This is a genomic window from Cereibacter sp. Soil_C_27, assembly GCF_057657095.1.
Genome location: NZ_JBDGJD010000001.1, coordinates 290,040 through 316,256, shown reverse-complemented (window position 1 = coordinate 316,256; position 26,217 = coordinate 290,040). Strand labels below are relative to the sequence as shown.

Sequence of the window (26,217 nt, the reverse complement as noted above, 5' to 3'; positions counted from 1 at the left end):
GGTCGGCTCATGAAACCATACACAGCATGGAGCCCGAAAATGGGTCGTCAGGAAATCATGGTTTCACGCAAAACGCGCATTGCCCGCAGAATGGGCACCCACGCCGCCCCATTGCCCGGTATAAGTCACCGAGGCAAGCTCGCGGAACGACGGTTTCAGCGAAGTCGAGCGAATCGGCATGCCGGGCGCGTTGTTCGGCTGTCCGACGCATGCTTGACAACTCCTGACCCGACGCATCATCGTCCGTGAAACCCTGATTTCACGGACGATGATGCCCGACGCTTCCCGCTTTCTCGACCTCATCCGCGAAGCCCTGCCCGACCTTCATCCCGCGGAGCGGCGCCTCGGGGCGTTCCTTCTCGATTTTCCAGGGGAGATGGCCAGCTATGACGCGCAGGAACTGGCGCGGCTCGCGGGCGTCTCCAAGGCCACCGTGTCGCGTTTTGTCAGGAGGCTCGGCTTTCCCTCATACGAACAGGCGCGCCGGACCGCGCGGGAGGAGGCGCGCACCGGTTCGCGCCTCTATCTCGGCCATGCCGAGGCGGGAGATTTCACCGACCTCTCGGCGCAGATCGAGGAAGAGCGATCGAATCTGGAATGGACCTACCGCCGCCTTTCGGTTCCAGCACTGGACGCGCTCTCCAGCAGGATCCTGTCCTCCCGCAAGGTTTGGGTCCTTGGCCAGAGGATCAGCCAGAACTTCGCAGGCTATCTCGGCTGGCAACTCATGAAGCTTGCGGAGGATGTCACCTCGATCCCTCGGGCCGGCGAAACGCTGGGCGAGCATATCGCCACCATGCAGCCCGAAGACTGCGTGATCGTCTTCGCCCTGCGCCGCCGCGCAGCGGGGACTGACGCCGTCATCGACGAGATCCTGAAGCGTGGCAGCGCCCTCGCGCTGATCTCCGACGAGGGCATGGCGACACGGGCTGACGTGCCCTGGCATTTCCAGTGCCAAACCGGCACGAACGGGCCGCAGTTCAACCACTCGACAGTTCTGGCGCTGTGTCACCAGATCATGCTGCGCACCAGCGCGGCGGCAGGCCCCGCGGGACGCGTTGGCCTCCGCCGCGCGGAAGAGATCAACGAGCGGATCGGCGCGCTTTAGCAGGGCGTCGTTCAGGCGAAGGGGACGCCGGGTCCTGTCGGCGCACCCTGCAGCCGTTCAGAAAGACCGTCAGATCGCCAAAGCCATGCGCAACGCCCATATAGTCGTGCGAACGCATCGCTCCACAGTTGTCCCTGCCCGGCCAGCCGCTGATCCACGCTACATTCCTGTGTCACCAGAAGCCCGCGGCGGTGCAGCTCATCCTCCAAATGAGGCGACGCGAGCGGCAGCTCTCTGGACACAACAATGCACGTTGCATCCGGACAGAAATCCTTGGCCCTGAATACTTGCCAGCGGAGCAGAACGGGCGCGATCAGGGCGCTAGAAACCGCTGCCACCTGGTCGCACTGGCCAAGGATTTGGCTGTTCTACAACACCAAAGTCGCCTGTTTGCCGGGGCCCGAAGGCCTAGCTGAACTTGATGATCAGTTCCAAAACATCGGCGGCTCGATAATGCGGCCGACCATCGACAAGAGGCATGTCCCGACCGGCGCAATGTTCCTCGAGAGCTGCAAGAAGCTTATCTGGCAACCGATCCGGATCGATCGGTTGGCCGGCTTCAAGTTGGGCACGGAAGTAGTGAAGCGTCACGAACGCATCGATGTGTAGGATCTCCCTCTCGGTCAACTTCCGCTGCATCTTGGGCTCCCGAACCTGTCCGGACCTCCCGGCGCGTCGGGCCCGTTCAAGTCGAAGCTCGTCAAAAGTCGGGCGCTTGCTCATGTGATCCTGAGGTTCCTATGGTGCGAGCAGTTTTGGCCACCGACCGCCCGCCGGTCAAAGCAGTTGCCCCGACTGGACAGATGCCCGGGCACTCGTTCCCCCATTCCGCGTTCCAAGCTCGGATCACCAGCGACGCAGGGGACAGCGGCGGAAGGTGGCGCGATGTCGGGCAGACCGTGCGCGTGTCAAATCGGCATCGGGTCGCGCTCCAACTCCGCGGCACGGTCCAGCAGCCGCAGCACCGACCGGAGACTCAACCTACGCGCCCGTGCATCCGGGTGTTCCAGCGCCGCGACGATGGCCTCGACGGACAGGTCGGAGAGTTGCCGCCGCCGGCCTTGCCGCCGGGCGAAGCCCACCAGATCGGCCACTCCCACCTGCTGCAGCCGCACTTCGGTGCATCTGCTGCGCAGGGGCTCCGACAGCAGATGGCGGTTGTTCGTCGTCAGCACCCAGTTGATCCAGCCCATGTCGAACTGAACCTCGAAGAATGGGCAATTCCAGCTCCCTGCGGTCGCAGGCTCGAGGAGCGGCAACAGCGATGCGGCGAGGTCGAAGCTCTGGCCCTTGCCCGAGTGCACCGGTCCCGCCTTTTCGATCTCCTCCACGACAACGATCGGGTTGCCGCAGAGATGCTGCAGGATGTTCTGCATCAGCCGCCCCGGAGCAGCGTTGCTCCAGCCCCGCTGCGAGCCGACGATGCCGAAGCTCGCGTTCTGGTTCGTCGCCTCCACGACCAGGCTCGGTGCCTCGACCAGCGTGCCGAGCCATCGCGCCCAGACCGACTTGCCGATCCCGACAGGCCCGTCGAGCAGCAGGGGCGGCATCCGGAAGCCCGGCCAGCCTTCCCGCACCGAGCGGCGCATCGCGCGCCAGACCACCTCGGTGGCGGGCGCCAGCCAAGGGAATTCCCCGTGCAGCTCGGCGGCCAGTTCATCGGCCCGGTGCTCGGACGGGATGAGGGCCAGGCGGACTCCTCCGGCCAGCACCTCGAGACGGTCCCGGTCCTCCTTCTTCAGGTGCTTCATCCCGGAAGCCGCTTCCCGCCGATGGAACAGCCGCCTTGCCCTGCGATCGATCTTCGACCGGTCGGCGGCGGAGAGGCTGATGGTGCTCGCGATCCTCGCGAGGATCCGATCGGCCGGCGGCAAGAGCAAGTCGTCATCCTTGGCACCTTCGGCATCGGAGCCTTTCGCGCTCCTGATCCCGACAGCAGGCTGCTGCGCCGCATCTTCCTGTCGGTGCGGCGCTGCGGCCTCGGCCAACCTCAACTCCTGCGCCTCCCGCAGCTTCCACAGGTGGTCGGTCAGGCGGCGGGTGATGTCCAGTTGCGATGCAGAGGCAGCGGGGAACCGCGCCTCAATGAACCGGATGTGGCCTTTGGCCAGGATGGGGTCGGCGGGCATTGGAGCCTCCTTGAGCATGCCTCCGCCCTGCGGGAAAGCGGCGCTTTCCCGGTGGGGCAGATGTGGTTTTGGGAACTGCCGGGAAGGCTGGAGGCGTCAGCGCCTCTTCACCGGACCGGACAAGATGACGGAAACCATGCTCAGGAGGGTCGAAACCGTCAACGGGGGTGGGGAGAGGGCCGACCGGCTTGCATGGTCCGGAGGCGCTCAAGCCCCGGACCACGCCAACTAGTTGATATTTAAACCGAAAGGGTCACAGCCCCCAAACCGATGGACACTAATCGCGCGTCCAATGGTCAAAAAACAGGGGGAAATGGACAGTATTTGCTGTGTATTACATTGACCTGCTGTGTATTAAACTCACCCGCACTTCGAGAACCCGCAGCTTGCGCAGGTCATGCAGCCCTCGACCATCCGCAGGTCGTAGCTGCCGCAGGAGGAGCAGGCCTTGGCCTTCATCCCCAGCACTGCCACGTCGGCCTTGGGGTCGGTCTTCAGGCCCATGCCCTCGCCCTCGATGAAGCCGATGGCGATCAGGTGACGTTCGATCACGCCGCCGATGGCCGCGAGGATCGAGGGGATGTAGCGGCCCTCCATCCAGGCACCGCCGCGCGGGTCGAAGACCGCCTTCAATTCCTCGACCACGAAGGAGACGTCGCCGCCGCGGCGGAAGACGGCGGAGATCATCCGGGTCAGCGCCACCGTCCAGGCGAAATGCTCCATGTTCTTGGAGTTGATGAACACCTCGAAGGGCCGCCGGTGACCGGCGATGACGATGTCGTTCACCGTGATGTAGAGCGCATGCTCCGAACCCGGCCATTTCACCTTGTAGGTCGCGCCTTCCAGCTCCGCGGGCCGGTCGAGCGGGTCGGTGAGGTAGACCACCTCGCCCTTGGGCTCCGGCTCGGCCGGCGCGGCCTGCGCCGCTTCGGACACGCTCAGCACCGAGCCCGTCACCTCGTTCGGGCGGTAGGTGGTGCAGCCCTTGCAGCCCTGATCCCAGGCGGCCATGTAGACCTCGGCGAAATCGTCGAAGCTGATGTCTTCGGGGCAGTTGATCGTCTTGGAGATCGAGCTGTCGATCCATTTCTGCGCCGCGGCCTGCATGCGGACATGCTCCAGCGGGGCGAGGGTCTGGGCGTTCACGAAGTAATCCGGCAGCGGCGCGTCGCCATGGGTCTCGCGCCAGAGGCGGACGGCGTAATCGACCACCTCCTCCTCGGTGCGGGTGCCGTCCTTCTGCAGGACCTTGCGCTTGTAGGCATAGGCGAAGACCGGCTCGATGCCCGAGGAGACGTTGCCCGCATAGAGGCTGATCGTCCCGGTCGGGGCGATCGAGGTCAGCAGCGCGTTGCGGATGCCATGGGTGCGGATCGCCTCGCGCACATCCTCGTCCATATGGGTGAGCGAGCCCGAGGCGAGGTATTTCTCGGCGTCGAACAGCGGGAAGGCGCCCTTCTCCTTGGCCAGATCGACCGAGGCGAGATAGGCGGCGCGGGCGATGGCCTTCATCCAGGCTTCGGTCTGCGCCGCCGCCTCGACCGAGCCGTAGCGCTGGCCGACCATCAGCAGCGCATCGGCGAGCCCCGTGACGCCGAGACCGATGCGGCGCTTGGCCTGGGCCTCCTGCGCCTGCTGCGGCAGCGGGAAGCGCGAAGCGTCGACAACGTTGTCCATCATCCGCACCGCCAGACGCACCAGCTTGTCCAGCGCCGCCAGATCGAGCTTGGCCTCGGGCGTGAAGGCGCCGCTGACCAGCGTCGCCATGTTGATCGAGCCCAGGAGGCAGGCGCCGTAGGGTGGCAGGGGCTGCTCGCCGCAGGGGTTGGTGGCGGCGATGGTCTCGCAATAGCCGAGATTGTTCATCGCGTTGATCCGGTCGATGAAGATCACCCCGGGCTCAGCGAAATCGTAGGTGGAGCGCATGATGCGGTTCCACAGGTCGCGCGCCTGCACGGTCTTGTAGACCTTGTCGCCGAACACCAGCTCCCACGGGCCGTCGGCCTTCACCGCCGCCATGAAGGGATCGGTGACCAGCACCGACAGGTTGAACATGCGCAGCCGCGCCGCGTCCTTCTTGGCCTCGATGAACTGCTCGATATCCGGGTGGTCGCAGCGCATGGTGGCCATCATCGCGCCGCGACGGCTGCCCGCCGACATGATGGTGCGGCACATCGCGTCCCAGACGTCCATGAAGGACAGCGGGCCGGAAGCGTCCGCCGCCACGCCCTTCACCTCGGCGCCCCGCGGGCGGATGGTGGAGAAGTCATAGCCGATGCCGCCGCCCTGCTGCATGGTCAGCGCGGCTTCCTTGAGCGCGTCGAAGATCCCGCCCATGTTGTCGGGCACGGTGCCCATGACGAAGCAGTTGAACATGGTGACCGCCCGCCCCGTGCCGGCGCCCGCGGTGATCCGGCCGGCGGGCAGGAACTGGAAATCCTCCAGCGCGTGATAGAAGCGGTCCTCCCAGACCTGCGGCTCGGCCTCGACCTCGGCCAGCGAACGGGCGATGCGGCGCCAGGTGTCCTCGACCGTCCCGTCAACCGCCACGCCGGAGGCGTCCTTGAGACGATATTTCATGTCCCAGATCTGTTCGGCGATGGGGGCATGAAAACGGGACATGGAAGATTCCTTGTGGTGGGACGATCAGAGGATATGCGGCGAAGCCCTACTAGATATGCCCCTCGGCTGCTAGAGGCAAACCAGCGGTGGGAGCAAACGCCGTCCCTTCACCTTAGCAAGCTTGAACTCGGTCGCCAAAAGATTAATGTCTGATCTCCCTTGTGCGGAGAGACCCTTGCCCGATTTCGTCAACCTGCTGAAGCTCTGCGTCGGCGCCGAGAAGGTCGAGGACCTGATCGACTGGCAGCAGAGCCAGCGCGGCCGCTGGCCCGACGGTCTCCCGCGCCATGTCACCCGGATGTGGCCCAAGCGCGAGACCGAGATCATCAGCGGCGGCTCGCTCTACTGGGTGTTCAAGGGGATGATTCTGGCGCGGCAGCGGATCGACGGGCTGGAAGAGGTCGTCGGCGCCGACGGCATCACCCGCTGCGCCATCCTGCTCGACCCCGAGGTGATCCGCACCGAAGGCGCCCCCCGCCGCCCCTTCCAGGGCTGGCGCTACCTCTCCGCCGAGGAAGCCCCGCGCGACCTGCCCAAGGGCCGCGCCCGGGAAGAGGCCCTGCCCCCGGCGCTGGCGCAGGCGCTGGCAGAGATCGGACTGCGCTGACGCGTCGCTTGCCCGGTTTCCGGCGGCTGGCTAGCCTCCCCGCAGGATGCGCGGGGGTGGCCAGTGGCGGAGCAGATCTTCCATCGTCGCGCGGATGAGCGGGAGCGCCGGCTGGTCGCGGATTCCGGCTGGCTCTGGGGCAAGGCGCCGCGGCAGATCGCCGGAAATGGCCCGGCCTGCGTGAAGGCCTATCTCGGCCCGCTGTCCGCCGGAGAGGCGGGCTACAGCTTTCGCACCCACGTCCCGCCTTCACATTATCGTAGCTTCTTCGGGGTAAAGGGAGCAGTCTGGGACGAGGGCGCGACAGGGGTGCTTGATGTGCCCGGCCTGCGTGGCCACGTAAGGATACCAGTCGAGGTTATCTGATGACCGCAATCGCAACGAAACCAGAGCCGTCACTTGCCCGCTCGAAGGGCACGCGCGGCGCTGCGCCCGGGCTGGTCTGGCCCAGTGGCCGCGGCCATGAGATCGCGGTCATCCGCGGCTCGCTCGACGGCGTGCACCGGACCATCCTCGCCAAGGGCTCCGCAACCCCGTCGCAGATCGATCTGGTCGAGGAGGACGGGGCGAAGGCGCTCGTGCTTCATGGCCTCGTGGAAGGGCCGGTGTCGATCCTGAACGACCCGTGTGCCTCGCGCAGCCAGCTTGCGGTCATTGCCGATGACGGGCAGGACGCTACGATCCTGATAGACCGGCTGGCGCTGCTCATCGCCCCCCTTCCGCTGGTCAGGACCGGGTAAACTCGGGCTCGGCCACATCCAGCTTCTGCACCAGTTGCGCCAGCGTCCCCGCAGCCTCCCCCCACTCCGCCCGCCGCGAGGCGAAGAGCACGGCCTGCGAGCTGTGGACCAGCGCGTCGGACAGGATCTTCAGGTGGTTCGCCCGGAGCGTCTCGCCCGAGGAGGTGATGTCGGCGATCGCCTCGGCGGTGCCGTTCTTCACCGTGCCCTCGGTCGCGCCCTGGCTGTCGACCAGCTGATAATCCGCAACCCCCTGGGCCGTCAGGAATTCCCGCACCAGCCGGTGATACTTGGTGGCGATGCGCAGCCGGAAGCCATGCGCCGCGCGGAAGGCCGCCGCCGCCGCGTCGAGGTCGTCGAGCGTGTCGACATCGATCCAGCAGGCCGGCACGGCGATGATCAGGTCGGCGTGGCCGAAGCCCAGATGCGCCAGCTCCGCCACCTGCGTCTGCCAGTCGGCCAGCTTGTCGCGCACCAGATCCGACCCGGTGACGCCCAGATGGATGCGGCCCGCCGCCAGTTCGCGCGGGATCTCGCCCGCCGAGAGCAGCACCAGCTCCACCCCCTCGATCCCCTCGACCGCGCCGGAATATTCGCGCTCCGCCCCGGTCTGGCGCATGGCGATGCCGCGCGCGTTGAACCAGTCGAAGGTCTTCTCCATCAGCCGCCCCTTGGACGGCACGCCGATCTTCAGCATCAAAGGGTCCCCTTCAGCTGCGCTACCAGCCCCGGGCGGATCACCCCGCCCACCGCCGGGATCGACCGGCCCTGCCCCAGCACCGCCGTGAGCGCATCATAGCGCCCGCCCGTCGCCACCGGCGGCAGCGCGGGGTTGGCGGCGTGGAAGCTGAAGACGAAGCCGTCGTAATATTCCAGCGTGCTCTGGCCATGGCTTGCGGCGAAGGGCAGGGTCGCGGCATCCATCCCCCGCGCCTCCAGCGCCCCGAGCCGCCGCGCGAAGCGGTCGACCGAGGTCGCGATCGCCGGCATCTCGGCGGCAATCGCGCGCAGCCGCTCGAGCGCCGCCGCAGCCGTGTCCTCCAGCGTCAGGAGCTCGTCCAGCATCCCGGCCTCGGCGCCGCTGATCGGCGCGGCCTCGGCATCCTCGATCAGAGCCGCCGCCCGCGCCGCGATATCGGCGGGCTCGCGCAGCCCGATCACCGGCCCCGCCGCCTCGATCAGCGCCTCGGCCGAGCCCGTGGCCAGCCGCTCCAGCAGCTGCAGCCGCGCCTCGGGCGCCGGCGCCCGGCCAGCGAACCGGTCGAGCAGCGCACGGAACCGCTTCGGTCGCCAGACATGGCGCAGCAGCGCCGCCTTGCGCCGCTCGGTGGTGCCGAGGCCGCGCACCGCCGCCAGCAGGATACCGATGTCGCCGGTCGCCGCCTTCAGCCCCAGAGGCGCCAGCAGCCGCGAGAACAGCGCGAAAACCTCGGCATCCGCCGCTTCCGGCTCGGCGCGGTCGAAGATCTCGAAGCCGACCTGCAGATATTCCGAGGCGCGCGGCCCCAGATGCTCCTGCCGCCGGAACACCTCGCCCATGTAGGTATAGCGCGCGGGGTCGGCGCCATGCGCCATATGCGCCTGCACCACCGGCACGGTGAAGTCGGGCCGCAGCATCATCTCGCCGCGCAGCGGGTCGGCGGTGACATAGGCCCGCGCCCGGATATCCTCGCCGTAGAGGTCGAGCAGCGTGCCGGCGGGCAGCAGGATGTCGGCCTCCACCGGCAGGGCGCCCGCGGCCTGGAAGGCGGCGAACAGCGTCTCGGCCTCGGCCCGGATCGCGGCCTTGGTCACTGGTCCAGCATCCGCTTCACGGCGGCGACCAGATCGGCCCGCGCCACCTCGACCTGCGCCGGTCGGGATTTCCACTCCTCGAGGCTGGCCTCCTCGGCCACCTTGGCGCCCAGCACCAGATCCTTCAGCACCACGACGCCGCGCCCGGCCTCGTCGGTGCCCTGGATCACCGCCACCGGAGAGTGGCGATTGTCGGCGTATTTCAACTGGTTGCCGAAATTCTTCGGATTGCCGAGATAGAGCTCCGCCCGGATCCCGGCCAAGCGCAGCTCGCCAACCATCGCCATGTAATCGCCCATCCGGTCGCGGTCCATCACCGTCACCACCACCGGCCCGACCGATTGCTGCCCGGCCCGGCCCTTGGCCCGCAGCGCCGCCAGCAGGCGGTCCACACCGATGGAGACCCCGGTCGCCGGCACCGCCTGCCCGGTGAAGCGCTTGACCAGATCGTCATAGCGCCCGCCTCCCGCCACCGAGCCGAACTGCCGCTTGCGGCCCTTCTCGTCGAGGATCTCGAAGGTCAGCTCGGCCTCGAACACCGGGCCGGTGTAGTAGCCGAGACCACGCACGACGGAGGGGTCGATCTCGATCCGGTCGGGGCCATAGCCTTGCCGGTCCAGCAATTCGGCAATGGTTTCAAGCTCCTGCACGCCCTCGCCACCCAGAACCGAGCTGCCGACCAGATCGCGCAGCCGCGCCACCGTCTCGGCGCCCGTGCCGCGCTTGGCGGCCATGAAGCCCATCACCACCTCGGCCTGTTCGTCCGAGAGCCCGGCGCCCTTGGTCACGTCGCCCGACTCGTCGCGCCGCCCCGCGCCCAGCAGGGCGCGCACTCCGGCCTCGCCCAGCCGGTCCAGCTTGTCGATGGCGCGCAGCACGATGCCGCGTTCCGCCTCGAATTTCGACGGATCGGAAGGGTCGAGCACCCCCGCCACTTCCATGACCCCGTTCAGCACCTTGCGATTGTTGACCCGCACCAGATAGTCGCCGCGCGGAATGCCCACGACTTCCAGCGCATCGGAAAGCATGGCGCAGATCTCGGCATCCGCCGCGACCGAGGCCGCGCCGACCGTATCGGCATCGCATTGATAGAACTGGCGAAACCGCCCCGGCCCCGGCTTCTCGTTGCGCCAGACCGGACCCATGGCGTAGCGGCGGTAGGGCGAGGGCAGGTCATTGCGGAACTGCGCCGCCACCCGCGCCAGCGGGGCCGTCAGGTCATAGCGCAGCGCCAGCCAGTCGCCATCCTCGTCCTGCCAGCCGAAGACCCCCTCGTTCGGGCGGTCGACGTCGGGCAGGAACTTGCCCAGCGCCTCGACGGTCTCGACGGCGGAGGTTTCCAGCGGATCGAAGCCGTAGCGGTGATAGACCTCGGCGATGCTGTCGAGCATCGCCTTGCGTTCCGTCACATCCGCGCCGAAATAGTCGCGGAAGCCCTTCGGCGTTTCCGCGCGGGGGCGGCGGGGAGACTTGTCCTTGGCCATGACCGGACCCTTCGCTGTGTTTCGCTGGGGGTGTATCGGAGGAGAGGGCGCGGGACAAGCCGCGGGCGTTTGCGGCAAAAGGGCGATGCACGACCGATGCACAGGTCATGCACGGCGCATGCAGAGGAAAGGAAGCGGCGGATGGACAGGATGGATGCGGCCGAGGAGCAGATCGCGCATCTGACGCGGGCGGTGGAAGACCTCTCGGAGGTGGTGGCGCGGCAGTCCAAGGACATCGAGCGGCTGTCGCGCCGGGTCGGCCTGCTGCTCGAACGCGAGGCCGAACGCGAGGCCGACAGCGGCGGCGGCATCCCTCTGGCCGACCAGCGCCCGCCGCACTGGTAACCCCCCTCTCCTAAGAGCTGACCCTCTTTCCCCTCACCTTGCACAAATATCCTCGGGGTGGGGGGTGATGAGCGCCCGGAAATCGTCCGGTGGACGATTTTCAGCGAAGAACGCCCGTCAGGGCCGGGCTCGGGGAGGGGCAGACAGCCCCTCCCCCGGCGCCTGCCACGGACGCGACATCCCTCGCGCCTTGCCTTTCAGCCATGCCGGTGATGATGTGCCGCGGATGCGTCGTTTCTCCCTCCCCTTCGACCCCCTCGCCACCCTCCTGACCGTCGCCATCGGCGCGGCCGGCGGGTTGGCGGCCAAGGCGGCGGGGTTGCCGCTGGCGCTGCTGCTGGGGTCGCTGACCGCAGTGGGCTGTTCGGCGGCCTTCCGGCTCCGGCTGTTCAACCGGGCCATCGCCGTGCCGCAGAGCCTGCGCACGCTGTTCGTGCCGGTCATCGGGCTGGGGATCGGCGGCTCCTTCACGCCGGAGGTTCTGGCGCAGATGCCGGGTTGGTGGTCGAGCCTGCTGGCGCTCGGGCTCTACATTCCGATCGCGCATTACATCGGCTACCGGATCTACCGCCGTCTCGGGCCGCTCGATGCGCCGACCGCCTTCTTCGGCGCGGTGCCGGGCGGGCTGATCGAATCGGTGACGCTCGGGCAGGAGGCCGGGGCGGACGAGCGGATGCTGGTGCTTTTGCAGTTCCTGCGGCTGATCCTGACCATCGTCGCGGTGCCACTGATCTTCAGCTGGCTCACCGGCCATGCGGTGGGCAGCAGCGCCGGGGTGAGCACCGGCGGACACTCAGCGCTCGGCTTTGCCGATGTGCTGGTGCTGGCGCTCTGCGGGGTGCTGGGGGTGGTGATCGGCACGCGGCTGAAGATGCCCGCGGCGGTGATGACCGGGCCGCTGACCCTGTCGGCGCTGGCGCATCTGGCCGGGCTGACCGAGGCGGTGCCGCCGGGCTGGGCGGTGCAGGTGACGCAGGTCGTCATCGGCTCGGTGCTGGGGGCGCGCTTTGCCGGACTGACCCGGGGCGCGCTGCCGATGGCGCTGCGGCTGGCGGTGGTGAATGTCAGCGCGATGATGCTTCTGGCCTTCGGCTTTGCCTTCGCGCTGGCGGGCGTGGTCGGCCAGCCCGCCATGGCGGTGTTTCTGGCCTTCGCGCCGGGCGGGCTGGCCGAGATGAGCCTGATCGCCCTGAGCCTGCAGATGAGCGTGGTCTATGTCACCGCGCATCACGTGGCGCGGATCATCTTCAGCGTGCTGGTGGCGCGGATCTTCTCCAGCCGGATCGGCTAGATCTCCTCGATCATCACCACGCCCTGCATCGCCTTGATCGCGCCCTTGATCTGCGGCGTCACCGGGTAGTCCCTGGGCAGGGCGATGTCGATCTCCTGCCCGCTGGCCGGATCGGCGACGCAGATGGTGATCTGGCCGCGCGCCCGCCCCGCCTCGGTGACCCGGGCAAACAGCGCCGCGACCGAGGCTGCGGCCTCGGCCCGGTCGAGATGGATGCGCAGGCTGGAGCCCCCGGCTTCGGCGGCAACCGAATCGATCGGCTGGGCGGCGCGGGCCAGCAGTTTCAGCGTGTCGCCCTCCAGCGTCGCCTCGACCGTCAGCACCACGTTCTTGCCGGGCTCCAGCAGATCGCGCGCCTGTTCCAGCGTGTCGGAGAAGACCGTGACCTCGTAGAGCCCGGTCGGATCGGAGAGCTGGACGAAGGCGAAGCGGTTGCCCTTGGCCGATTTCTTCTCTTGCCGGGACGAGACCGAGCCCGCCAGCTTGCCGATGATCGGCCCGCGCTGCGCGGCTTCGGTCAGTTCGGTCAGCGTCATCACCTTCTTGCGCTTCAAGGGCCCCATGTAATCGTCGAGCGGATGGCCCGAGAGGTAGAAGCCGATGGCCTGATGCTCCTGCGTCAGGCGCTCCACCGGCAGCCAGTCGTCACGGCTGGCCAGACGCGGTTCCGGCAGGTCGGCGCCGGCCTCGCCGAACAGCGAGACCTGGCTGGAATTCCGGGCTTCATGGATGGCGGCGCTGTAGGCGACCAGCGGATCGAGCGCCTCGAAGACCCGTGCGCGGTTGGAATCGAGACAGTCGAAGGCCCCGGCGCGGGCCAGCATCTCCAAGGGGCGTTTGCCGACGCGCTTCAGGTCCACCCGGCGGGCCAGGTCGAAGAGCGTGGCGAAGGGCCGGTCGCCCCGCGCCTCGACGATCAGCCGCATTGCGTCGAGCCCGACGTTCTTCAGCGCGCCGAGACCGTAGACCACCGCGCCGTCGCGCACGGTGAAGCTGGCCAGCGAGGCGTTGACGCAGGGGGCGATCGTCTTGATGCCCAGCTTGTCGACCTCGCGCTTGTAGACCGCGAGCTTGTCGGTCAGGTGGATATCGCAGTTCATCACCCCGGCCATGAACTCGACCGGGTGATTGGCCTTGAGCCAGGCGGTCTGGTAGCTGACCACGGCATAGGCGGCGGCGTGCGACTTGTTGAAGCCGTAGTTGGCGAATTTCTCGAGAAGATCGAAGACCTCGCCCGCCTTCTTCTCCGGCACGCCATGGGTGGCCTTGGCGCCCTGGATGAATTTCGGGCGTTCCTTGGCCATCTCCTCGGCGATCTTCTTGCCCATGGCGCGGCGCAAGAGGTCGGCGCCGCCGAGGCTGTAGCCGCCCATGACCTGCGCGATCTGCATCACCTGTTCCTGATAGACGATGATGCCCTGCGTCTCCTGCAGGATGTGGTCGATGGTCGGATGGATCGATTCGAGATCCTTGAGCCCGTTCTTCACCTCGCAATAGGTCGGGATGTTCTCCATCGGGCCGGGGCGGTAGAGCGCCACCAGCGCCACGATATCCTCGATGCAGGTCGGCTTCATCCGCCGCAGCGCGTCCATCATGCCGCTGGATTCCACCTGGAAGACGGCGACGGTCTTGGCGGCGGCGTAGAGCTCGTAGGTCGGCTTGTCGTCGAGCGGGATCAGCGAGATGTCCACCTCGACGCCGCGCAGCTTCATCAGGTCCAGCGCATTCTGGATCACAGTGAGAGTCTTCAGCCCGAGGAAGTCGAACTTCACCAGCCCCGCCGCCTCGACCCATTTCATGTTGAACTGGGTCGCCGGCATGTCCGACCGCGGGTCCTGATAGAGCGGCACCAGCTCGTCCAGCGGCCGGTCCCCGATCACCACGCCTGCGGCATGGGTGGAGGCGTTGCGCAGCAGCCCCTCGATCTGCTGGCCGTAGTCAAGGAGACGCTGCACCACCTCCTCGGCCTTGGCCGCCTCGCGCAGCCGCGGCTCGTCGGCCAGCGCCTTCTGGATCGAGACGGGCTTCACCCCCTCGACCGGGATCATCTTCGACAGACGGTCCACCTGCCCGTAGGGCATCTGCAACACCCGCCCCACGTCGCGCACCGCCGCCTTGGACAGGAGCGCGCCGAAGGTGATGATCTGCCCCACCTTGTCGCGGCCATACTTGCCCTGCACATACTGGATCACCTCCTCGCGGCGATCCATGCAGAAGTCGATGTCGAAGTCGGGCATCGACACCCGCTCGGGGTTCAGGAAGCGCTCGAACAGCAGGTTGTAGCGCAGGGGGTCGAGGTCGGTGATGGTCAGCGCATAGGCCACCAGCGACCCCGCGCCCGAGCCGCGGCCCGGACCGACGGGAATGCCCTGCGCCTTGGCCCATTTGATGAAATCGGCCACGATGAGGAAGTAGCCCGGAAAGCCCATCTGCTCGATGATGCCGAGTTCGAAGGCCAGCCGCGCCTCGTACTCCGCCACCGGCACGGCATGGGGGATGATCGCCAGCCGCGCGGCCAGACCCTCCTGCGCCTGACGGCGCAGTTCCACCACCTCGTCATCGGCGAATTTCGGCAGGATGGGCGGGCGCTTGGCCACCTTGAAGGCGCAGCGCCGGGCGATCTCCACCGTGCTCTCCAAAGCCTCGGGCAGATCGGCGAAGAGCGCGCACATCTCGGCTTCGGTCTTGAAGTAGTGCTGCGGCGTCAGGCGGCGGCGGGGCGCCTGCTGGTCGACATAGGCGCCTTCCGCAATGCAGATCAGCGCGTCGTGGGCCTCGTACATCTCGGACTTGGGGAAATAGACGTCGTTGGTGGCGACCAGCGGCAGGCCCAGCGCATAGGCCAGCTCCACCAGCCCCTGCTCGGAGGCGCGCTCCGCCTCGGGCAGCCGCCCGCCCTCGCCCGGATGGCGCTGCAGCTCGACATAGAGCCGGTCGCCGAAGATCGCCTGCAGCCGGCGCATCAGCGCCTCGGCCTTGGGCCCCTGCCCGGCCTGCAGGAATCGGCCCACCGGCCCCTCGGCCCCGCCAGTGAGGCAGATCAGCCCCACGGCATGGGTTTCGAGCTGTTCGAGGCTGACCTGCGGCAGCTGCCCACCGGTGCCGATATAGAGGCAGGAGTTCAGCTTCATCAGGTTCATGTAGCCGCGCTCGGACTGCGCCAGCAGCACGACCGACGCCGGGGCGCGCGGCTTTTCCCCCACCGCCGCCGGATCGAAGCAGACCGAGATCTGGCAGCCGACGATCGGCTGGATGCCCGCGCCGCTGGCCAGCACCGAAAACTCCAGCGCGGCGAACATGTTGTTGCTGTCGGTCACGGCCACGGCCGGCATGGCCTGCGCGGTGCAGAGGCCGATCAGCTTCTTCACCGGCACCGCGCCTTCCAGCAGCGAATGTTCGGTATGGGTGCGGAGATGGATGAATCGGGGCGCGTTCGACATGGCGGCACCCTAGCCGAGCCGTGGGCCGGGCGGAACCCTGCGTGGATTTTGCGCCGCCCCGGCGCGCGGTGACGCAGCGATGCGAAGACAGCCCTTGCCATGTGCCCGGCGCAAAGGCTTCATGGTGTCGCACCACCCCCGCTTTACGCCGCATCGGGCGGGCTGGCGCAGGCCCTGCCGGGGCCACGGGATGCAGAGAAGGCGGCAGGTTACCCTATGACGGACATCGCGTTTCACCTGAACGGAACGCCGGTGCGTGTTTCGGGAGCATCTCCCACGCGCACCCTTCTCGACTGGCTGCGCGAGGAGCGTGGGCTGACCGGCACAAAGGAGGGCTGCAACGAGGGCGATTGCGGCGCCTGCACCGTGATGGTGACCGACGAGTCCGGCCCGCGCGCGCTGAACGCCTGCATCCTGTTCCTGCCGCAGTTGCAGGGCAAGGCGATCCGCACGGTCGAGGGCATCGCCGGTCCCGAAGGCCAGCCGCATCCGGTGCAGCAGGCGATGGTGGCCGAGCACGGCAGCCAATGCGGCTTCTGCACCCCGGGCTTCGTCGTCTCGATGGCCGTGGCCCATGCACAGGGCCGCACCGACCATGACGACGTGCTGGCCGGCAATCTCTGCCGCTGCACCGGCTACGCCCCGATCATCCGTGCCGCACAGGCCGCGGAAAGCGCGCCGATTCCCGACTGGTTCTCTGCCCCTCTCACCTTGGCTCAAATGCCCCCCGGGGAGGGGGCAGACAGCCCCCTCCCCGACGCTCTCCGACCGCGCGGCATTGCCGAGTTGGCGCGCCTCTACGCCGCCCATCCCGAAGCCACGCTGATCGCCGGGGCCACCGACGTGGGCCTCTGGGTGACGAAGGAACTGCGCGAGCTGCCGCTGCCGATCTTCCTCAACGGCATCGCCGAAATGGCGCAGATCGAGCGGCAGGGCGACAAGCTGCGGATCGGCGCCGGGGTGACGATGGCGGCGCTGCGGCAGGCGATAGGCGACCTGCACCCCAGCCTCGGCGAGTTGCTGCGCCGCTTTGCCAGCGAGCAGATCCGCAACGCGGCGACCGTCGGCGGCAATATCGCCAATGGCTCGCCGATCGGTGACACGCCGCCTGCGCTGATCGCGCTGGGCGCGGTGCTGCATCTGCGGCAGGGCGAGGCGACGCGCGACCTGCCGCTCGAGGCCTTCTTCCTCGACTACCGCAAGCAGGACCGCCGTCCGGGCGAGTTCGTCGAGGCGGTGACGATCCCGGCCGAGGCACCGGCCCTGCGCTGCTACAAGCTGTCGAAACGCTTCGATCAGGACATCTCGGCGGTCTGCGGCTGCTTCAACGTGACCGTTGCGGAGGGCCGGATGACGGCGGCGCGCATCGCCTTCGGCGGCATGGCGGGCATCCCGAAACGCGCCGCGGCGGTGGAAGCGGCACTGCTGGGCCAGCCCTGGGGCGAGGCCACGGTGGCCGCCGCCCTGCCCGCCTTTGCGGCCGATTTCACCCCGCTCAGCGACATGCGCGCCTCGGCGGGCTACCGGCTGCAGGCGGCGCAGAACATGCTCACGCGCTATCTCCACGATCTTGCCGGGCGACCTGTCTCGGTGCTGGAGGTGCAGCCATGAGCGCGGGCAAGCCGCTGCCGCATGACGCGGCCCCGCTGCATGTCACCGGCGAAGCGCGTTACATCGACGATCTGCCGACCCCGCGCGGCACGCTGCATCTGGCCTTCGGGCTGAGCCCCGCGGCCCATGCCGAGATCCTGTCGCTGGACCTTGCGGCGGTGCGGGCAGCGCCGGGAGTGGTCGCGGTCTTCGGGCCGGACGCCTTCGACCCGATGCCCGACTGCTCGCCCTCGGTGCATGACGAGCCGCTGCTGGCGCAGGGCGTGGTGCATTACCTCGGCCAGCCCATGTTCCTCGTGGTGGCCGAAAGCCATCTCGCGGCGCGCAAGGCGGCGCGGCTCGGGCGGATGGAGCTGCGCGAGCGGCCTGCCATCCTGACCGTGGACGAGGCGCTGGCGGCGGAGAGCCGCTTCGAGGACGGGCCGGTGGTCTGGCAGAAGGGCGATGCGGCGGCGGCTATCGCCGGGGCGGCGCAGCGGATCGAGGGTTCGATCGAGCTGGGCGGGCAGGAGCATTTCTATCTCGAGGGTCAGGTGGCGCTCGCCCTGCCGCAGGAGGGCGGCGACATGGTGGTGCAGAGCTCCACCCAGCACCCGACCGAGATCCAGCACAAGGTTGCCCATGCGCTGCACCAGCCGATGAGCGCAGTGCGGGTCGAGGTGCGGCGGATGGGCGGCGGCTTCGGCGGCAAGGAGAGCCAGGGCAACGCACTGGCCATCGCCTGCGCGCTGGCGGCGCGGGCCACCGGGCGGCCCTGCAAGATGCGCTACGACCGCGACGACGACATGACGATCACTGGCAAGCGCCACGACCTGCGCATCGACTACCGCGCCGGCTTCGATGCCGAGGGCAGGCTCGCCGGGGTGGAGTTCCGCCACCTGATGCGCTGCGGCTGGTCGCAGGACCTGTCGCTGCCGGTGGCCGACCGGGCGATGCTGCATGCCGACAACGCCTATCACCTGCCCGCCGTGCGGATCGAGAGCCACCGCCTGCGCACCAACACCCAGAGCGCCACCGCCTTCCGCGGCTTCGGCGGGCCGCAAGGGATGGTGGGGATCGAGCGGGTGATGGATCACATCGCACACCGGCTGGGGCGCGATCCGCTGGAGGTGCGGCGCGTGAATTTTTACGCGGCGCGGGTAGACAGGCCGGGGGGCTGTCTGCCCCCCGGACCCCCCGAGGATACTTTCAGACAGAAAATAGGAGAAGAGGACGCCGAGGCGCTTCGGGCTCTGGATGCGGAGGAGGTGGATCTGACCTCGCGGGGGGCGGAGACCTTGCAGCATGGTAAGGCGCCGCGGGTGCCCGAGGGGGTGCAGACCACGCCCTATCACATGCCGGTGGAGGATTTCATCGGCCATGAGCTGGTGGCGGCGCTGGCCGGAAGCGCGGACTATGCGCGGCGGCGGGCGGAGATCGCGGCGTGGAATGCGGGGAGCCCGATCCTGAAGCGCGGCATCGCGTTGACGCCGGTGAAGTTCGGCATCTCCTTCACGCTGACCTGGCTCAATCAGGCCGGAGCGCTGGTGCATCTCTATCAGGATGGGTCGGTGCATCTGAACCATGGCGGCACCGAGATGGGACAGGGGCTGTTCCAGAAGGTGGCGCAGGTGGCGGCGGGGGTGTTCGGGCTGGAGGCGGAGGCGGTGAAGATCACCGCGACCGATACCGCCAAGGTGCCCAACACCTCGGCCACGGCGGCCTCTTCCGGGTCGGACCTGAACGGCATGGCGGCGCGGATCGCCTGCGAGACGCTGCGCGACCGGCTGGCGGCGATGCTGGCCGAGCGGCATCAGACGCAGGCCGCGGAGGTGCGCTTTGCCGGTGGCCGGGTGAAAGTGGCGGGGGCGGATTACAGCTTTGCCGAGGTGGTGGGGCTGGCCTATCAGGCGCGGGTCTCGCTGTCCTCGACCGGCTATTACCGGACGCCGAAGATCGTCTGGGACCGCAAGAAGGGCGAGGGGCGGCCGTTCTTCTATTTCGCCTATGGCGCGGCGGTGTCGGAGGTGGTGATCGATACGCTGACCGGCGAGAACCGCCTGCTCAGGGTCGACGTGCTGCATGACACCGGGCGCAGCCTGAACCCCGCGCTCGACATCGGCCAGATCGAGGGCGGCTTCGTGCAGGGCGCGGGCTGGCTGACTACGGAGGAGTTGGTCTGGGACGCCAAGGGGCGGCTTCGCACCCATGCGCCCTCGACCTACAAGATCCCGGCCTGTTCCGACCGGCCGCCGGTGTTCAACGTGGCGCTCTGGGGCCGCGACAACCCGGAGGATACGGTGGGGCGGTCGAAGGCGGTGGGCGAGCCGCCGTTCATGCTGGGGATCTCGGTGCTGATGGCGCTGAGCGATGCGGTGGCGGCCTGTGGCGATGGCTCGGTCTATCCGGGTCTCGACGGGCCGGCGACGGCGGAGCGGGTGCTGGCGGCCGTGGGGCGGCAGCGTGGCTGAGCGGGGCTTCGATCTGGCGGGGCTGCGGGCCGCGGTCGAGGCCCGGAGCCGCGTGGCCCGCGTGGTCGTGGCCAGCGAGGACGGATCGAGCCCGCGCGAGGCCGGGGCGGCGATGCTCGTGTGGCAGGGCGGCGCCTCGGGCACGATCGGCGGCGGCGCGCTGGAATGGGAGGCGATGGCGCGGGCGCGGGCGATGCTCGACGCGGGCGGGCAGCGGCTGGAGCGGGTGGCGCTCGGCCCGTCGATCGGCCAGTGCTGCGGCGGGGCGGTGAGCCTGCTGACCGAGGTCTATGATGCCGGAGCGGTGGCGGCGCTGGACGGGCCGGTGATCGCACGTGGGCCGGGAGAGATGCCGCTGGCGGTGAAGCGGCTTTTGGCGCGGGCGCGTGGCGAAGGGGTGCTGCCGGAGCCGCAGCTGGTGCAGGGCTGGATGGTCGAGCCGGTGGCGCGGGTGGACCGGCAGATCTGGATCTGGGGCGCGGGCCATGTCGGGCGGGCGCTGGTGGCGGTGCTGGCGCCCTTGCCGGGGTTGGCGCTGACCTGGGTCGATGCCGGGGCGGAGCGGTTTCCCGATACCGTGCCGGAGGGGGTGACCGCGCTCTGGGCCGCGGCGCCGGAGGCTCTGGCGGGCCATGCGCCGCGCGGGGCGGAGCATCTGGTGCTGACCTATTCGCATGCGCTGGATCTGGAGCTGTGTCATCGGCTGCTGGGGCATGGCTTTGCAGCGCTGGGGCTGATCGGGTCCGAGACCAAGGCCGCGCGGTTCCGGTCGCGGCTGCGCGCGCTCGGTCATGGCGATGCGCAGATTTCGCGCATCCTGTGCCCTATCGGTGACAAATCGCTCGGCAAGCATCCGCAGGCGATTGCGCTTGGCGTGGCGGTAGCGTTGCTGGGACAGAGACGACAAACCGAGACGGAGATCGCGGTATGACAACGGGGGACCTTCTGCGCGTCGAGGGGCTGACCAAGGCCTATCCGGGCGTGGTGGCCAACAGCGACGTGTCCTTTGCCATCAAGCCGGGCGAGGTGCATGCGCTCTTGGGCGAGAACGGCGCGGGGAAATCGACGCTGGTCAAGATGATCTACGGGCTGGTGCGGCCGGATCACGGGCGGATGCTGCTGCGCGGGGCGGAGTATGCGCCGGCCGAGCCGCGGGCGGCGCGGGCCTCGGGCGTGGCGATGGTGTTCCAGCATTTCTCGCTGTTCGAGGCGCTGAACGTCGCCGAGAACGTGGCCTTGGGCATGGAGAACCCGCCGAAGCTGCGCGAGCTGGCGGGCAAGATCCGGCAGGTGTCGCAGGATTACGGGCTGCCGCTCGACCCCTCGCGCATGGTGGGCGATCTGAGCGCCGGCGAGCGGCAGCGGGTGGAGATCATCCGTTGTCTGCTGCAGGACCCGAAGCTGCTGATCATGGACGAGCCGACCTCGGTGCTGACGCCGCAGGAGGTGGAAATCCTGTTTCAGACGCTGCGGCAGCTCTCGGCGGAGGGGACGGCGATCCTCTATATCTCGCACAAGCTGGAGGAGATCCGGGCGCTCTGCGACGAGGCGACGATCCTCCGGCGCGGCAAGGTGGTCGCCACCTGCACGCCGCGCGACCGCTCGGCGCGGGAGATGGCGGAGCTGATGGTGGGCACGGTGCTGACCCCGCCCGCCCGCAGCGGCACGGCCAAGGGGGCGGTGGCGCTGGAGGTGGCGGGACTGACGGTGGACTCGCCCATCCCCTTCGGCACCTCGCTGAAGAACGTGAGCTTCAAGGTGCAGCGCGGCGAGGTCCTGGGCATCGCCGGGGTGGCGGGCAACGGGCAGGACGAGCTGCTGCTGGCGCTGTCGGGCGAGCTGCGGTCGGGCGTGGATGCGGTGCAGATCGGCGGCGTCGGCATGGGAACGGCCGGGCCGAACGAGCGGCGGCGCGCGGGCCTCGTCTCGGCCCCCGAGGAGCGGCTGGGCCATTCGGCGGCGCCCGACATGTCCTTGGTGGAGAATGCGCTCCTGTCGGGCGATACGCGCAAGGGGCTGACGCGGCACGGCTTCATCGACTGGGGCAAGACGCGCAGCTTTGCCGAGGCGATCGTCAAGGAGTTCGACGTGCGCACCCCGGGCACATGGGTCGCGGCGCGGGCGCTTTCGGGCGGCAACCTGCAGAAATTTGTCGTCGGCCGCGAGCTGTCGCAGGCGCCGTCGGTGATCGTCATCAACCAGCCGACATGGGGCGTCGATGCCTCGGCGGCGGCGGCGATCCGGCAGGCTATCCTCGACCGGGCGGCGGAGGGGGCGGCGGTGGTGGTGATCAGTCAGGATCTTGACGAGCTTCTGGAAATCGCCGACCGCTTCGCCGCGCTGAACGAGGGGCGGCTGAGCGCCCCGCGTCCGGTGCAGGGGCTGACCATCGACGAGATCGGCCTGATGATGGGCGGCGCGCATGGCATGGAGGTGGCGCATGGTCATGCTTGAGAAACGCCCGAACCCCTCGCGGTTCTGGACGGCGGCGACCCCGGTTCTGGCAGTGGTGCTGACCATGATCGCGGGCGGGGTGATGTTCGCCATTCTCGGGAAGAACCCGTTGGAGGCGATCCGCACGATCTTCTGGGACCCGCTGTTCGGCGAGTTCGCCTGGTATTTCCGCGGGCAGCTTCTGGTGAAGGCCGGGCCGCTGATCCTGATCGCGGTGGGGCTGTCCTTGGGCTTCCGCGCCGGGATCTGGAACATCGGGGCCGAGGGGCAGTACATCATGGGGGCGATCTTCGGCGCTGCCGTGGGGCTGGCCTTCTACCCGATGGAGGCCTGGTTCATCTTTCCGCTGATGGTGATCGCCGGGGCCTTCGGCGGCTGGCTCTGGGCGATGATCCCGGCGGTGCTGCGCACGAGGTTCCGCACCAACGAGATCCTCGTCTCGCTGCTTCTGGTCTATGTCGCGCAGTCGATCCTGTCGTCGATGGCGCTGGGGGCGCTGCGCAACCCCGAGGGCGGCGGCTTTCCCGGGTCGCGCAACCTGTCGCAATACCCTTCGGCGGCGAATGGCGAGCTGATCGCCGGGAGCGGGATGCATTGGGGCGTCGTCGCTGCCTTCATCGCGGTGATCGCGGCCTATGTGCTGCTGCAGCGGCATATCCTCGGCTTCCATATCCGGCTGGCAGGTCAGGCGCCGCGCGCCGCGCGCTTTGCCGGGGTGTCGCCGAACCGGCTGGTGCTGCTCTGCATGGGGATCTCCGGGGCGCTGGCGGGGCTTGCCGGGCTCTTCGAGGTGAGCGGGCCCGCGGGGCAGATCAGCATCGATTTCGCCTCGGGCTACGGTTTCACCGCGATCATCGTGGCCTTCCTCGGCCGGCTGAACCCGGTGGGCATCCTGCTGGCGGGGCTCTTGATGGCGCTGACCTATATCGGTGGCGAGAATGCCTCGACCAATCTCGGGCTGCCCTCGGCCTCGATCCAGGCCTTCCAGGGGATGCTCTTGTTCTTCCTGCTCGCCGTGGACCTTCTGTCCAACTACCGCCTCCGCCTGTCCAACCGGGAGACCGCATGATGCTTGGAGGGATCAACCCCGCCGTCCTGATCGCCTCGCTCATGGTCGCCGCCGTGCCGATCATCCTTGCCGCCATCGGCGAGCTGGTGGTGGAGAAGGCGGGCGTCTTGAACCTCGGGGTCGAGGGAATGATGATCATGGGCGCGATCTGCGGCTTTGCCGCGGCGGTGGCGACCGGTAGCCCGCTGATGGGCTTTGTCGGCGGCGCTCTGGGAGGGGCGGCGCTGAGTGTGATCTTCGCGCTGCTGACGCAGTTCCTGATGGCCAATCAGGTGGCGACGGGGCTGGCGCTGACGCTGTTCGGGCTGGGGCTGTCGAGCCTGATCGGACAGGGCTATGTGGGCATCAAGCCGCCGCCGACGGCGAGGCTGGATCTGGGGCCGCTGAGCGACATCCCGGTGCTGGGCACCATCCTGTTCCGGCATGACGTGATGGTCTATGTCTCGGTCGCGGCGGTGGCGGTGGTCTGGGCGGTGCTGCGCCATACCCGCACGGGGCTCGTGCTGCGCGCGGTGGGCGAGAACCACGACGCAGCGCATGCGCTGGGCTATCACGTCGTCCGCATCCGCTTTCTGGCGATCCTGTTCGGCGGGGCGATGGCGGGGCTGGGCGGTGCCTATCTGAGCCTGATCCGCGTGCCGCAATGGACCGACGGGATCACCGCCGGGGCAGGCTGGATCGCGCTGGCCATCGTGGTGTTTGCCAGCTGGAAACCCTGGCGCGTGCTGCTGGGTGCCTATCTTTTCGGCGGTATCGCCGTGTTGCAGCTTAACCTGCAGGCGGCAGGGGCGCGGATTCCGGTCGAATACTTGTCGATGTCCCCCTATCTGATAACGATCCTCGTGCTAGTCATCATGTCCGCCGACAAGAGCCGCGCCGCTGCCGCAGCGCCTGCAGCCCTTGGCAAGAATTTCCACGCCTCGCGTTGAGGCAAAAGCAGCAAGCCGGGACCGCCCGGCGCAACAGGGAGCCTAACATGAATCGCAGAACCCTTCTCGCCAGCGCGGCGATCGGCCTCGGCCTGTCGATGACCGGCGCGGCCTTCGCGCAGGACAAGGTGAAGGTCGGCTTCATCTACGTCGGCCCGATCGGCGACGGCGGCTGGACCTTCCAGCACAACGAGGGCCGTCTGGCGGTGGAAGCGGAATACGGCGACCGGATCGAGACCGTCTATCAGGAAAGCGTGCCGGAAGGCGCCGACGCCGAGCGCGTGCTGACCCAGATGGCGCTGGGCGGGGCCGACATCATCTTCACCACTTCCTTCGGCTACATGGATGCGACCAATGCCGTCGCCGCCAAGTTCCCCAACGTGAAGTTCGAGCATGCCACCGGCTTCAAGCGCGAGCATCCGAACGTCTCCACCTACAACGCGCGCTTCTACGAGGGTCGCGCCGTCATGGGGACCATCGGCGGCCGCATGACCAAGTCGAACAAGATCGGCTACATCGGCTCCTTCCCGATCCCGGAAGTGATCCAGGGCATCAACGCCTCCTACATCCACGCCAAGAAGGTGAACCCGGATGTCACCATGTCGGTGGTCTGGGCCTATACCTGGTTCGACCCGGCGAAAGAGGCGGATGCCGCCAAGGCGCTGATCGAGCAGGGCGTCGACGTGATCCTCGCCCATACCGACTCCACCGCGCCGCTGGCCGAAGCGCAGAAGACCCCCGGCGTGATCGGCTTCGGTCAGGCTTCGGACATGATCGGCTACGCGCCCTCGCCGCGCGTATCGTCGATCATCGACAACTGGGCGCCCTATTACATCGAGCGCGTCGGCATGGTGCTGGACGGCACCTGGGAGAGCACGGATGCCTGGGAAGGCATCGGCGGCGGCGAAGTGCAGATCGGCGAGATCACCGAAGCGGTGCCTGCCGAGGTGAAGGCCGAGGCCGAGGCGCTGGCCGCTTCGATCGGCGATGGCAGCTACCACCCGTTCACCGGCCCGCTGAACAAGCAGGACGGTTCGGCCTGGCTGGCCGAGGGCGAGACGGCCGATGATGCGACGCTGGCGGGGATGAACTTCTACGTCGAAGGCATCAGCGGCGACATTCCGAAGTAAGTGCCGAAAAAATGAGCGTCAAAAGGCCCGGGTTCGTCCCGGGCCTTCTGCATTTTGACGCAGCGCGTGAAGCCAGCGTCAAATCGACAGCCGCCCCCCGCAGAGCCGTTCCGGGGCCGGAAAAGTCGTGTTAGCTTCTATTTACGGAAAGCATTTGAACGGACATTTTATCTAGAAATCAGGAGTTTATCCGATGCCTCGCTTTGTCGTTGACCTCGGAGACATTGATATGAGCACCGAGGCTCAGTCTGCCCTGAACCGCGACATCCAGAAGGTGGCCTTGGGTCATCTGGCCGAAATGAGGATGGAGCGACCGCTTGCGATCAGGTTCCCGATCGATTGGGTCGGTCTGATCGCCCGGCTCGATTTCGACCGTCTGGCCGGAGTCGAGAAAGAACTGGGGGCAATTCTGCCCTCGATCCGGGCGGGCGGAAGCAGATGACGGGCCTGACCTGCCCCAGCGCACCGGCTTCCCCGGGCGCGGTGCTGCTGGGAGTGAAGGGTGCGGAGGGGCGTATTGTGCCCCTCCGCACCAGGATGCAGGTGGATGCGGATTTCCTCGCCTCCGCCGCTCGTCTGGGGCCACCCGAGGCGCGGATGCGCTTTGCCTCGCCCTGCCAGACCCGGGGCTGCACGCAATGGACGGGCAGCGCCTGCGGCATCATCCAGCGCGTGCTCGACCATCTCGGGCCCGCCCCTGCCCCGCCTGCCCCACAGGCGGAGCGGCTGCCTCCCTGCACCATCCGGCAGGACTGCCGCTGGTTCAGCGAACAGGGCCGTCCGGCCTGCGCCGCCTGCGATCTGGTGGTGACCTACCAGACCGACAACGCCCACTGAGCTCCCGACCCCGCGCGACTTTCCCCTGAGAGTGCGGGCCTTGCCTGCGGCCCGAGCGATGGTTCCTCCCCCCGGAGGCTCGGCCGCAGGCCTTTTTGCGGGACAGAGGCCCAAGCGCGGCCCGCAGGAATTTCCGATACATTCATTTTTTTCGATGTATGATCGGGATACGGGGCC

22 protein-coding genes are annotated in these 26,217 nt (G+C 68.1%); 15 read left to right on the top strand and 7 right to left on the bottom strand.

From position 1 onward, the window contains the following. The first annotated feature begins 271 nt into the window (after nucleotides 1-271). Nucleotides 272-1,108, top strand: coding sequence for a MurR/RpiR family transcriptional regulator (locus tag AC3A5Z_RS01570; protein WP_487517655.1), 837 nt, complete (start codon nucleotides 272-274; stop codon nucleotides 1,106-1,108). Nucleotides 1,109-1,516: 408 nt separating this feature from the next. Here the strand turns inward: AC3A5Z_RS01570 and AC3A5Z_RS01565 are convergent, their stop codons facing one another. The 3 genes from AC3A5Z_RS01565 to AC3A5Z_RS01555 form a co-directional block, all read right to left on the bottom strand. Beyond that, entirely contained in the window at nucleotides 1,517-1,747 is a 231-nt protein-coding gene (locus AC3A5Z_RS01565) for a hypothetical protein (protein WP_487517654.1), read from the bottom strand. A 269-nt stretch (nucleotides 1,748-2,016) separates the two neighbouring features. Continuing rightward, nucleotides 2,017-3,237, bottom strand: a complete 1,221-nt coding sequence (locus AC3A5Z_RS01560) for an AAA family ATPase (protein WP_487517653.1) — start codon at nucleotides 3,235-3,237, stop codon at nucleotides 2,017-2,019. Between the two features lie 360 nt (nucleotides 3,238-3,597). Continuing rightward, nucleotides 3,598-5,859, bottom strand: a complete 2,262-nt coding sequence (locus tag AC3A5Z_RS01555) for an adenosylcobalamin-dependent ribonucleoside-diphosphate reductase (protein WP_487517652.1) — start codon at nucleotides 5,857-5,859, stop codon at nucleotides 3,598-3,600. A 175-nt stretch (nucleotides 5,860-6,034) separates the two neighbouring features. Between AC3A5Z_RS01555 and AC3A5Z_RS01550 the strand changes: the two genes are divergently transcribed. The 3 genes from AC3A5Z_RS01550 (at nucleotide 6,035) to AC3A5Z_RS01540 (ending at nucleotide 7,206) form a co-directional block, all read left to right on the top strand. Beyond that, the gene (locus tag AC3A5Z_RS01550) at nucleotides 6,035-6,466 is read left to right on the top strand and encodes a DUF1489 family protein (RefSeq protein WP_487517651.1); all 432 of its coding nucleotides are present in this window, start codon (nucleotides 6,035-6,037) and stop codon (nucleotides 6,464-6,466) included. Nucleotides 6,467-6,529: 63 nt separating this feature from the next. Then, nucleotides 6,530-6,832, top strand: a complete 303-nt coding sequence (locus AC3A5Z_RS01545) for a hypothetical protein (RefSeq protein WP_487517650.1) — start codon at nucleotides 6,530-6,532, stop codon at nucleotides 6,830-6,832. Continuing rightward, nucleotides 6,832-7,206, top strand: a complete 375-nt coding sequence (locus AC3A5Z_RS01540) for a hypothetical protein (RefSeq protein WP_487517649.1) — start codon at nucleotides 6,832-6,834, stop codon at nucleotides 7,204-7,206. Before AC3A5Z_RS01545 ends, AC3A5Z_RS01540 begins: the two co-directional genes overlap by 1 nt. Here the strand turns inward: AC3A5Z_RS01540 and hisG are convergent. The 3 genes from hisG to hisS are packed head-to-tail and all read right to left on the bottom strand — an operon-like array spanning nucleotide 7,193 to nucleotide 10,484. After that, nucleotides 7,193-7,906 carry an ATP phosphoribosyltransferase gene (gene hisG, locus AC3A5Z_RS01535; RefSeq protein ID WP_136791515.1) on the bottom strand — a complete coding sequence of 238 codons (714 nt, stop codon included), beginning with the start codon at nucleotides 7,904-7,906 and terminating at the stop codon, nucleotides 7,193-7,195. The two genes, AC3A5Z_RS01540 and hisG, sit on opposite strands and share 14 nt — an antisense overlap. Beyond that, entirely contained in the window at nucleotides 7,903-9,000 is a 1,098-nt protein-coding gene (locus AC3A5Z_RS01530; RefSeq protein ID WP_487517648.1) for an ATP phosphoribosyltransferase regulatory subunit, read from the bottom strand. Before AC3A5Z_RS01530 ends, hisG begins: the two co-directional genes overlap by 4 nt. Then, nucleotides 8,997-10,484 carry a histidine--tRNA ligase gene (gene hisS, locus AC3A5Z_RS01525; protein WP_487517647.1) on the bottom strand — a complete coding sequence of 496 codons (1,488 nt, stop codon included), beginning with the start codon at nucleotides 10,482-10,484 and terminating at the stop codon, nucleotides 8,997-8,999. Before hisS ends, AC3A5Z_RS01530 begins: the two co-directional genes overlap by 4 nt. A 141-nt stretch (nucleotides 10,485-10,625) precedes the next feature. On the opposite strand from hisS, the gene AC3A5Z_RS01520 reads away from it, so the two are divergent. Both AC3A5Z_RS01520 and AC3A5Z_RS01515 read left to right on the top strand, forming a co-directional pair. Further along, complete coding sequence (locus AC3A5Z_RS01520; RefSeq protein WP_107663314.1) at nucleotides 10,626-10,829, top strand: SlyX family protein; 204 nt, start codon at nucleotides 10,626-10,628, stop codon at nucleotides 10,827-10,829. Between the two features lie 226 nt (nucleotides 10,830-11,055). Next, a complete protein-coding gene (locus tag AC3A5Z_RS01515) occupies nucleotides 11,056-12,120 on the top strand; it encodes an AbrB family transcriptional regulator (protein ID WP_487517646.1) in 1,065 nt (354 codons plus the stop codon). On the opposite strand, the gene dnaE is transcribed toward AC3A5Z_RS01515, so the two are convergent. Next, the gene (gene dnaE / locus AC3A5Z_RS01510) at nucleotides 12,117-15,560 is read right to left on the bottom strand and encodes a DNA polymerase III subunit alpha (protein WP_487517645.1); all 3,444 of its coding nucleotides are present in this window, start codon (nucleotides 15,558-15,560) and stop codon (nucleotides 12,117-12,119) included. The two genes, AC3A5Z_RS01515 and dnaE, sit on opposite strands and share 4 nt — an antisense overlap. Nucleotides 15,561-15,776: 216 nt before the next feature. On the opposite strand from dnaE, the gene xdhA reads away from it, so the two are divergent. The 9 genes from xdhA (at nucleotide 15,777) to AC3A5Z_RS01465 (ending at nucleotide 26,040) form a co-directional block, all read left to right on the top strand. Then, nucleotides 15,777-17,171 (top strand): xanthine dehydrogenase small subunit, encoded by a 1,395-nt coding sequence (gene xdhA / locus AC3A5Z_RS01505; protein WP_487517644.1) that lies wholly within the window; start codon nucleotides 15,777-15,779, stop codon nucleotides 17,169-17,171. Further along, complete coding sequence (gene xdhB, locus AC3A5Z_RS01500; RefSeq protein WP_487517643.1) at nucleotides 17,168-19,621, top strand: xanthine dehydrogenase molybdopterin binding subunit; 2,454 nt, start codon at nucleotides 17,168-17,170, stop codon at nucleotides 19,619-19,621. Before xdhA ends, xdhB begins: the two co-directional genes overlap by 4 nt. Next, on the top strand, nucleotides 19,614-20,552 hold the full coding sequence (xdhC, locus tag AC3A5Z_RS01495) for a xanthine dehydrogenase accessory protein XdhC (RefSeq protein ID WP_487517642.1): 939 nt from the start codon (nucleotides 19,614-19,616) through the stop codon (nucleotides 20,550-20,552). Before xdhB ends, xdhC begins: the two co-directional genes overlap by 8 nt. After that, nucleotides 20,549-22,075 carry an ABC transporter ATP-binding protein gene (locus tag AC3A5Z_RS01490; protein ID WP_487517641.1) on the top strand — a complete coding sequence of 509 codons (1,527 nt, stop codon included), beginning with the start codon at nucleotides 20,549-20,551 and terminating at the stop codon, nucleotides 22,073-22,075. Before xdhC ends, AC3A5Z_RS01490 begins: the two co-directional genes overlap by 4 nt. Continuing rightward, nucleotides 22,062-23,144: an ABC transporter permease gene (locus AC3A5Z_RS01485; protein WP_107663321.1), complete on the top strand. Its 1,083-nt coding sequence runs from the start codon at nucleotides 22,062-22,064 to the stop codon at nucleotides 23,142-23,144. Before AC3A5Z_RS01490 ends, AC3A5Z_RS01485 begins: the two co-directional genes overlap by 14 nt. Then, entirely contained in the window at nucleotides 23,141-24,073 is a 933-nt protein-coding gene (locus AC3A5Z_RS01480; RefSeq protein WP_487517640.1) for an ABC transporter permease, read from the top strand. The genes AC3A5Z_RS01485 and AC3A5Z_RS01480 overlap by 4 nt, the downstream gene beginning before the upstream one ends. A gap of 47 nt (nucleotides 24,074-24,120) precedes the next feature. Beyond that, a complete protein-coding gene (locus AC3A5Z_RS01475; protein WP_487517639.1) occupies nucleotides 24,121-25,203 on the top strand; it encodes a BMP family ABC transporter substrate-binding protein in 1,083 nt (360 codons plus the stop codon). A 193-nt stretch (nucleotides 25,204-25,396) separates the two neighbouring features. After that, nucleotides 25,397-25,645, top strand: a complete 249-nt coding sequence (locus tag AC3A5Z_RS01470; protein ID WP_487517638.1) for a hypothetical protein — start codon at nucleotides 25,397-25,399, stop codon at nucleotides 25,643-25,645. Nucleotides 25,646-25,722: 77 nt separating this feature from the next. Continuing rightward, nucleotides 25,723-26,040, top strand: a complete 318-nt coding sequence (locus AC3A5Z_RS01465; RefSeq protein ID WP_487517637.1) for a hypothetical protein — start codon at nucleotides 25,723-25,725, stop codon at nucleotides 26,038-26,040. Nucleotides 26,041-26,217: the final 177 nt, after the last annotated feature.

Coding starts and splice junctions, on each gene's coding strand:
- AC3A5Z_RS01515 (WP_487517646.1), top strand. CDS start 11,056: ATGCGTCGTTTCTCCCTCCCCTTCGACCCCCTCGCCACCCTCCTGACC.
- AC3A5Z_RS01560 (WP_487517653.1), bottom strand. CDS start 3,237: ATGCCCGCCGACCCCATCCTGGCCAAAGGCCACATCCGGTTCATTGAG.
- dnaE (WP_487517645.1), bottom strand. CDS start 15,560: ATGTCGAACGCGCCCCGATTCATCCATCTCCGCACCCATACCGAACAT.
- AC3A5Z_RS01520 (WP_107663314.1), top strand. CDS start 10,626: ATGGACAGGATGGATGCGGCCGAGGAGCAGATCGCGCATCTGACGCGG.
- AC3A5Z_RS01555 (WP_487517652.1), bottom strand. CDS start 5,859: ATGTCCCGTTTTCATGCCCCCATCGCCGAACAGATCTGGGACATGAAA.
- AC3A5Z_RS01565 (WP_487517654.1), bottom strand. CDS start 1,747: ATGCAGCGGAAGTTGACCGAGAGGGAGATCCTACACATCGATGCGTTC.
- xdhB (WP_487517643.1), top strand. CDS start 17,168: ATGAGCGCGGGCAAGCCGCTGCCGCATGACGCGGCCCCGCTGCATGTC.
- AC3A5Z_RS01485 (WP_107663321.1), top strand. CDS start 22,062: ATGGTCATGCTTGAGAAACGCCCGAACCCCTCGCGGTTCTGGACGGCG.
- AC3A5Z_RS01480 (WP_487517640.1), top strand. CDS start 23,141: ATGATGCTTGGAGGGATCAACCCCGCCGTCCTGATCGCCTCGCTCATG.
- hisS (WP_487517647.1), bottom strand. CDS start 10,484: ATGGCCAAGGACAAGTCTCCCCGCCGCCCCCGCGCGGAAACGCCGAAG.
- AC3A5Z_RS01570 (WP_487517655.1), top strand. CDS start 272: ATGCCCGACGCTTCCCGCTTTCTCGACCTCATCCGCGAAGCCCTGCCC.
- AC3A5Z_RS01490 (WP_487517641.1), top strand. CDS start 20,549: ATGACAACGGGGGACCTTCTGCGCGTCGAGGGGCTGACCAAGGCCTAT.
- xdhA (WP_487517644.1), top strand. CDS start 15,777: ATGACGGACATCGCGTTTCACCTGAACGGAACGCCGGTGCGTGTTTCG.
- AC3A5Z_RS01540 (WP_487517649.1), top strand. CDS start 6,832: ATGACCGCAATCGCAACGAAACCAGAGCCGTCACTTGCCCGCTCGAAG.
- AC3A5Z_RS01470 (WP_487517638.1), top strand. CDS start 25,397: ATGCCTCGCTTTGTCGTTGACCTCGGAGACATTGATATGAGCACCGAG.
- AC3A5Z_RS01475 (WP_487517639.1), top strand. CDS start 24,121: ATGAATCGCAGAACCCTTCTCGCCAGCGCGGCGATCGGCCTCGGCCTG.